At 61.5% G+C, this 8,019-nt stretch carries 8 protein-coding genes; 4 read left to right on the top strand and 4 right to left on the bottom strand.

From position 1 onward, the window contains the following. Positions 1-341: J domain-containing protein (locus AC5DC2_RS15490; protein WP_491699119.1), on the bottom strand; the 341-nt coding region annotated here is incomplete at its 3' end. A 455-nt stretch (positions 342-796) separates the two neighbouring features. Here AC5DC2_RS15490 and AC5DC2_RS15485 point away from each other — a divergent pair. The 3 genes from AC5DC2_RS15485 to proX all read left to right on the top strand — a co-directional run bounded on the left by AC5DC2_RS15485 (position 797) and on the right by proX (position 4,095). Next, complete coding sequence (locus tag AC5DC2_RS15485; RefSeq protein ID WP_491699118.1) at positions 797-2,041, top strand: quaternary amine ABC transporter ATP-binding protein; 1,245 nt, start codon at positions 797-799, stop codon at positions 2,039-2,041. 20 nt (positions 2,042-2,061) lie between these two features. Then, positions 2,062-2,973 carry an ABC transporter permease gene (locus AC5DC2_RS15480; protein WP_024707096.1) on the top strand — a complete coding sequence of 304 codons (912 nt, stop codon included), beginning with the start codon at positions 2,062-2,064 and terminating at the stop codon, positions 2,971-2,973. Between the two features lie 114 nt (positions 2,974-3,087). Next, on the top strand, positions 3,088-4,095 hold the full coding sequence (gene proX, locus AC5DC2_RS15475; protein ID WP_024707095.1) for a glycine betaine/L-proline ABC transporter substrate-binding protein ProX: 1,008 nt from the start codon (positions 3,088-3,090) through the stop codon (positions 4,093-4,095). A gap of 63 nt (positions 4,096-4,158) precedes the next feature. On the opposite strand, the gene AC5DC2_RS15470 is transcribed toward proX, so the two are convergent. Next, positions 4,159-5,631, bottom strand: coding sequence for an MFS transporter (locus AC5DC2_RS15470; RefSeq protein ID WP_491699117.1), 1,473 nt, complete (start codon positions 5,629-5,631; stop codon positions 4,159-4,161). A 220-nt stretch (positions 5,632-5,851) separates the two neighbouring features. Here AC5DC2_RS15470 and AC5DC2_RS15465 point away from each other — a divergent pair, with 220 nt between their 5' ends. Beyond that, positions 5,852-6,337, top strand: a complete 486-nt coding sequence (locus tag AC5DC2_RS15465; protein WP_244435522.1) for a hemerythrin domain-containing protein — start codon at positions 5,852-5,854, stop codon at positions 6,335-6,337. 19 nt (positions 6,338-6,356) lie between these two features. On the opposite strand, the gene AC5DC2_RS15460 is transcribed toward AC5DC2_RS15465, so the two are convergent. Beyond that, entirely contained in the window at positions 6,357-7,283 is a 927-nt protein-coding gene (locus tag AC5DC2_RS15460; RefSeq protein WP_491699116.1) for a lipid A biosynthesis lauroyl acyltransferase, read from the bottom strand. 150 nt (positions 7,284-7,433) lie between these two features. Next, positions 7,434-8,019: zinc-binding dehydrogenase (locus AC5DC2_RS15455; RefSeq protein WP_491699115.1), on the bottom strand; the 586-nt coding region annotated here is incomplete at its 5' end.

Here is an 8,019-nt window from a genome sequence, read left to right as displayed (position 1 = left end):
TTCAGAATGTCGTCGGAAAGCTTGCGCCGCATCGCCGCGACCGGATCGAAACTGCCCGGCTCGCGATCGTCCAGGATCATCTCGTTAACGAGCGGCTCCAGCAGCATCAGACCCTTGAGATCCTTCGGATCGGCGAGTTCGGGATCATAGCCGGTATCATCGAAAACCTTGCGCCGCACCGGATCCTTCAGAAGATCATAGGACGCCTGGAGGCGGGCGAAACGCTCCTCGTCGCCGCCGCTGTCGGGATGGGCTTCCTTGGCCAGCCGCCGATAGGCCGCCCGCACGGTCTTCTCGTCGCAATCATGGTCTACGCCAAGCACTTCATAGGGATCGATCAAGATTTTACCCGTCTCGCCGTGTCGATCAAATTCCCTCTGAACTACTCTGCCCGCGCCGGCGGTTCAAGCCGAAAGCCCGCCTGTTGCCCGGCCCTTCCCCTTGAAACGGTGAAAATCACCCTATTTCCATTCCATGACCAGATACGTGACACTTGGGCGCCGGAAATTTGACATTCCAGCGCCATAATTCTACACAGCGGAGGCCGCTCAATCGTTGAACTGACAATAGACAAGGCGGCCTTGTCGGGCTCTTTTGAGCTCCGGGGTATCGCGGACATTCGCCGGGCCGGTTTTTCCGATCCTGCGCTTTCGCTCGGATGCGAGAGACATGTCCGGATGGATGCGAACGTCGCATCCCCGGCCCCTTGCGTTGCCCGCGCGGGCAATGCGCAGGCTCAACCGTCGAACGGACGCCTCAGGGACCCTCATCCCCTGTTGCCGAATAAGGAAGAGGTATGACTGTCAAACTGACCGCTAAAAACGTTTCCAAGCTTTTCAACGATGACAGCGGCGAAGGGGCACGTCGCCTCGCAGCCGGCGAGAGCAAGGAAGAAATCTTCAAGGCCACCGGTGTTACCGTTGGCATCGACAATGTGAGCTTTGATGTCCAGGAAGGCGAGATCTTCGTCATCATGGGTCTGTCGGGCTCGGGCAAATCCACGATCGTGCGCACGCTGAACGGCCTGATCCCGCCGACATCCGGCTCGATCATCATCGACGATGTCGATGTTGCCAACTGTAGCAAGGAAGCCCTGAGGGACGTTCGCAGGCAGAAAATCACTATGGTTTTCCAGCACTTCGCTCTTTTTCCTCACAAAACGATTATTGATAACGTCGCCTTTGGCCTGAAGCTGAAAGGCGTCAGCAAGGAAGAGCGCCACAAACAGGCGCTGGCCTCGCTCGCCAAGGTCGGGCTCGACGCCTATGCCAACAGCTATCCCAGCCAGCTTTCAGGCGGTATGCAGCAGCGCGTCGGCCTTGCCCGCGGTCTGGCGAACGATCCGGAAATCCTGCTGATGGACGAACCGTTCGGCGCGCTCGACCCGCTCATCCGTCGCGAGATGCAGGACGAGTTGATCGTTCTTCAAAAAGAATTGAAGAAGACCATCGTCTTCATCACCCACGACCTCAACGAGGCGATGATCCTCGGCGACCGCATCGCCATTATGAAGGACGGCGCCTTCGTGCAGGTGGGCACCGCCCAGGAAATCGTTTCCGAACCGGCCGACGACTATGTCCGCGCCTTCGTTTCCGATATCGACCGAAGCCGCGTCTTCAAGGTTTCCGATATTTCCAGCGACGCCGCCTGGGTCAAGGTCGACGCCACTGCGCGCGATGCACTTCGCGTCATGGACAAGGCCAAGACTGACCTCGCCTATGTGGTCGAACGTGGTGTGCCGGTGGGCCTGCTGATGCGATCCGATGCATTGCAGTGTCCGCGTGAAACCCCGGTCCGCGAAGTCATGTTCGCAGAACCGCCGACCGTTTCGGAACAAGCCTATCTCAACGAGGTCTATTCGGCAGCCCAGGGCGGTGTGCCGATGGCCGTGACAGACGATGACGGCAAACTCGTCGGCGTTGTCTCGCAGGACCAGATCTTCGAGCAACTCGCCGCCGATCCGGAGGAGCCTGAAACGGAGACCGAAGACCCCGAGGCAGAGAAAAACAAACCGGCTGCAGGCCAGCCGGCTTCGGAATAAGCCGACAGGAGACCAGAGATTTGCTAGATCCATCGCAGTATTTCACGATCCCGTTCGACACATGGGTCAATGACTTCGTCCGGGGCTTCCTCGTTCCCAATTTCCGGCCGTTCTTTCGTGCCCTTCAGGTGCCCGTCAACCAGGTGCTGATGGCGCTCGACACATTCCTCGCATGGGTGCCGATGCTGGCGATGACCGCGATCTTCGCGCTTCTCGCCTGGCGGATCGTCGGCAGGACCATGGCGCTGGTGACGATATTCGGGTTTCTTTTCGTCGACCTGATCGGTCTGTGGCCGGAAACCATGACGACGCTCGCCATGATCCTCACCTCGGTATTCTTCTGCACCATCATCGGCGTCCCGGTCGGCATTCTGGTTGCCCGCAGCGACATGTTGTGGCGCATCGTCCGGCCGATCCTCGACGTGATGCAGACCGTGCCGAGCTTCGTCTATCTTGTGCCGATCGTGATGCTCTTCGGCGTCGGCATGGCCCCGGGCATCATCGCCACCATCATCTTCGCCCTGCCGCCGATCATCCGCATGACCAATCTCGGCATCCGCAACGTGCGCACGGATCTGATCGAGGCCTCGGAGGCCTTCGGCGCGAACTATACGCAGACGCTGATCGAGGTTCAGCTGCCGCTTGCCATGCGCACCATCATGGCGGGGTTGAATCAGACGCTGATGCTCGCCATGTCGATGGTTGTCATCGCGGCGCTCATCGGCGCCGGCGGCCTCGGACAGGTCGTCAACACCGGCCTCGGCCGGCTGGATGTCGGCGGCGCGACCGCCGGCGGGGTCGGCATCGTGGTTCTGGCCATCGTGCTCGACCGCATCACCCAGGGCCTCGTCGAGCCTTCCGATCCCAACCGGATGACCTTTCGTCAGGCGTTGGGAACTTTGTTCAGCGGCCAGAAGAAGGCCGCCGATTAAGAACGGGGGCGGCCAGCGGGCCGCCTTCAAGGGATCTCCGATCCCGTAGCCAAGGTGAAGCGCCCGCCTCCCCGCAGGCGCGACGCCGCAACACGTAGAAACGGAGAAACACTCATGAACAACAATCTCAGCAAGCTCACCGCTGCCCTGATGATCGGCGCGGCCAGCCTTGTGCCGGCCACCGCCGCATTCGCGCAGGAGCCCGGCGACGGCAAGACCATCCGCATGGCCCAGGCCGACTGGGACACCGGCTGGTTCCAGGCCGAAATCTACAAGCAGATGTTCGAGGACCTCGGCTACAGCGTGACCGGCCCGATGACGCTTGGCGCCTCGGCCTTCTATCAGGCCGTCTCGCAGGGCGACGTCGACCTCTGGGTCAACGGCTGGTTCCCGCTGCACAGGACCTATGAATCGACCTTCGAAGGCAAGGCCAGCGTCGACGGCGCGGTTGCCAAGGGCGGCGCGCTTCAGGGTTACCTCGTCGACAAGGCGGCCATCGAAGAGTTCGACATCAAGACGCTTGACGATTTCAAGCGCGATGAAGTCAAGGAAGCCTTCGACCGCAATGGCGACGGCAAGGCCGATCTCGTCGCCTGCCCGCCGGGCTGGGGCTGCGAGCTGACGATTTCCCAGCATATGGAAGACTTTGATCTCGGCGACTCGATCAACCCGATCAAGGCCGGCTACTCCGCCTCCATGGCCGATGCGATCGCCGCCTACCAGAACGGCGAGCACATCCTGTTCTACACCTGGACGCCGAACTGGACCGTTGACCAGCTCGCGCCCGGCAAGGACGTGATGTGGATCGAAGTGCCGCAGAAGGAAGGCGTCGAACTGCCGGCTCCGGCCAAGGGCCTCGACACCTGCGTCGCCGATCCCTGCTACATGGGCTTTGTCGCCAACGACATCGTTCCGGTCGTCAATGACGCGTTCCTCGCCGACAATCCGGCCGTCGATGCGCTGCTGAAGGAAGTGTCGATTCCGCTGCCGGACATCTTCGCGCAGAACTCCGCCATGAACAACGGCGATGACGATGTTCAGGCCCAGGCCGCCAAGTGGATCGAGAACAACCAGGACCAGGTCAACACCTGGCTTGAAGCCGCCCGCTCCGCTGCCAACTGATAGCGGTTCGCGGCAATGAAGAGAGCCCGGTCTCGGCAACGAGGCCGGGCTTTTCTTATGGTCTCAATGGTGGCCGTCAAGACTGATGCCGCGCGTCTCTATGCGGAAGAAGAAGGTTACCACCGCGCCCAGCAGCGAGGTCACGACCAGGCCGTAGAGCAGCGCCGTCGTGCCGATGTCGGCCAGCAGGACCGGGAACAGGAAGGCGGTCATGCAGGCGCCGATCTTGGCGAAGGAGGCGGCAAATCCCGCGCCCGTGCCGCGGATATGGGTCGGGAACACCTCGCCTGCGATCAGGTATGTCTGGGCGTTCGGGCCGAGATTGGTCATGAAGTTGAACAGCATGAAGCCGGTGAAGATCAGCGCTGTCTGGGTCGGGCCCGAGTAGTTTCCGGCCTGCGCGGCGATGAACAGGCCGACGGCGCAGCCGATGAAGCCGAAGACCTGCAGGCGGATGCGGCCGATGCGATCGGCAAGCAGAACGGCGCCGATGATGCCGACCAGAAGCAGAACATCGAGCAAGGCGGTTCCCTTGGCTGCGATCAGGTCATTATTGACCAGATCGGCGACATTGCGGACATGCTCCGTCTTGTGACCGACGGTCGCGGCCAGGATGGTGGGCGTGAAGATGCCGATGCCATAGGTACCGAGATCCTGAAGGAACCACGGCACGGAGGACAGGATCAGCGGCCGCAGATTATGCCTCTGGAACAGCGCGCGATAGCCGGTCCTCTTCTTGTGCGCGAGTTGCGGCGGCTCGGAGACGCTGACCTTGGTCGGATAGGCCGGCACCCGTTTCAGAAGCTTCTGCAGCTCCGACTCGGCCTCCTTGCCGCGGCCGTGGACGGCAAGCCAATGCGGGCTTTCGGGGATGAAGAACCGGCCGATGAACACGGCGAGCGCCGGAATGATCGCCACGCCGTACATCCAGCGCCATGCCCCGATCGAGGGGTCGAGGGTCAGGATGACATAGCCGAGCAGTGTGCCGAAGATCGCGCCGACGGCCTGAAAACCGAAGGCCGACAGCACCAGTCCGCCCCGCGTCTTCGACGGCGTGCTTTCGGAAATCACCAGATGCGCGGTCGGATAGTCGCATCCGAGCGCCAGCCCCATGCCGAACAGGCAGACGATCAGCCAGGCGAAGCTCTGGGTGAAGATGATCGCCGTAAGGAAGGCGATGAAGAGGCCGAGTTCCATGATGAAGACGCGCTTGCGGCCGAACCGGTCCGCAAGCCCGCCAAGCGCGCTTGCACCGATGAGAATGCCGAACAGCGAAGCCGAACCGACCATGCCGTGCTGCGTCGCGTTCAGGCTGAATTCCGATGCAATCAGCGGCATGGCGACGCCCGTCATGAACACCACCAGACCTTCGAAAAACTTGCCGGCGACCGAGAGCCACCAGATGCGCCACTGGGTTCCCGTCATTTTCGGCGGCGGCGCCTCCGTGCCGTCAACCCAGTACGGACGTTCGTCGATATAGAACTGAACGCTTCTGGCCCGGTCCAGGCGACCCTGGTCAGTCGACATCTCATTCATGGCATTTCCTCTCGGTCTGCTCATATACCTTTTACGGGAATGTCTTATCCGTCGCACTTGTGAGTTTCATGACATTTGCACGGCTTCCCGGCGTCAGCAACGCACAGCGTTCACACGCGGGGAAGCGGTAACAGGGCCCATTCTTGACCTAAGTCAATGAAGGCGGAGCGCATTTGCCCGCAAATGGCGCATGAACGGTCGAGTCAGCAGGGAGGAACGCATGACGGCCGAAACTCTCGCGACTGATTGCCTGGACACGCAATTGACCCAGCAGATACCCGAAACGAACAACCCGGCAAGCGTGGCGATGGGCGAGGCCCACGCCGCGATCCAGCGTCTGTGCGAAGCACTGGAAGACGTTGCCGATTCGCTTCCCGCCAATGTCAATCGCGGCGACTGTCGGCGACTGGCCGAAGAACTGGTGCCGGCGCTGCGCACGGCCCAGGAAACGGAAGAAATGCAGGTCTTTCCGGCGATCCGCCGCGCGGCCGGCGCACGCGCCGTCGCCGAGGCGCTCGACCGCCTGACCTATGAACACTTCGAAGACCTTTGCTTTGCCGAGGAGGTCACCGACGTCCTGCGACGGCTTGCCAACGGCAGCACGGTCAATACCGAAGCGGTCGGTTACATGCTGCGCGGCCTTTTCGGCGCGTTGAGGCGCCACCTGTCTTTCGAACAGGAGCTCGTTGCCGGACGCCTGAGATAATCGGGCGTCCTCCGCTTCGCTATCGTTTGCGGCGCGCCCAGCGGTCGTGGTACCAGAGCCATTGCTCCGGGTATTCGCGCACCCAGCTTTCCACCTTGTCGTTCAGCGCCTGGGCCGTGGCGGCAACGTCCACCGCGCCCTTTTCCGTCCGGGGAAGCGGCATTTCCTCTTCGAGTTCGAGGCGGAAGCGGTTGTCCGGCAGCCTGATGCAGCGCGCGGGAAATATCTTGCAATCGAACTGGCGCGCAAGCTTGGCGAGAAGCGGATTGGTGCGCACCTCCTGGCCGAAATAGGACGACGGCGAACCGCGCTTGAACTTCTGGTCGACAAGGACGCCAACCCCCCTGCCCGCGTCGAGCGCGCTTGCCAGCGCAAAGGCGGAGCCCGCATGGGAGGGCACGAGTTCGCCCATGCGCTTGCGGCGAAAGCGGAAGACCTTTTCGGCGATATAGGGATTGTTCGGAGGGCGGAAGAGAACCGAGACGTTGAGTCCGAAGGACGCGGCGGCGACCGGAAGCAGCTCGAAATTCGCCGTATGGGCGGTAAACACGATAAAGGGCCTGTCGAGCGCCAGAAGGTCCATGAAGCGCTCCACGCCCGCCACCTCGATGCGTCCGGCGTCCGGCTTTTGCGGGTCGAAGTCGAAAAGCTCGTCAAGGAACACATATTCCGCCGCAAGCCGGCCGATATGGCCCCAGCTGGCTAGCGCAATACGCCGGATTTCCGCCTCGTCCTTCTCGGGAAAGGCGCAGTGCAGGTTCTCCAGCACCAGGCTGTGCCGGCCGGTGAAAGGGCCGATCCTGCGCATCGCCCAGTCGGCAAAACGGATCGACCCATCCGCCGGAAACAGCTTCATCACGGAGAGAAGCCCGAATACCAGATAGGCTATCAGCCATTGCTGGAACTGTCGGGCCTTGAGCACGATGCGGGTGATGGAGGATTTCACGAATCAGGATCCCAGAATTGACTGCGGGCAGCGCGAGTAAACCGCGCTGCCCGCCTTTTAACGACGATTCTTGTTTACGCCAAGCTTAACAACACCGGACGCCTGAAGCGTCCCTTGTGCGTCCATTGGGATGCACAAAGCACGATGCGCTCAGTCACCGATCCGGAGCACGATCTTGCCGAAGACCTGGCGGCTTTCCATCCGCTCCAGCGCCTTGTCGATGCCGTCGAAATCGACAAGCGTATCGATGACCGGGTGAACGACGCCCTGCGCCATCTTCTCCATGGCGTCCGCCATGTTCTCCATCCGGCAGCCGAATGAGCCGAAGAATTTCAGCTGCTGCTGGAACAGCATCATCAGATTGACGTTGGTGGAAACGCCCGAGGTCGAACCGCAGGTCACCAACCGGCCGCCGCGTTTCATCGACAGCATGGAACCGGCCCAGGTATCCGCGCCGACATGTTCGAAGACGACGTCGACGCCCTTCTTCTTCGTCAGCTTGCGCACGACGCCCTCGAAACGGTCCTCGCGATAGTTGATCACATGGTCGGCGCCAAGCGCGCGGGCCTTTTCCATCTTGTCTTCTGATCCGACCGTGGTGATCACCGTGCAGCCCGTTTTCTTTGCAAGCTGGATCGCGGCGGATCCGATGCCCGAACCGCCGGCATGCACCAGAATGGTCTCGCCCGGCTGCAGCTTCGCATTGTCGAACAGCATGTGCTCCACCGTGCCGAAG

Source organism: Martelella sp., assembly GCF_984369615.1.
Note: the sequence above shows the minus strand (reverse complement) of the source record. Positions and strands in the feature narration are given on the sequence as shown.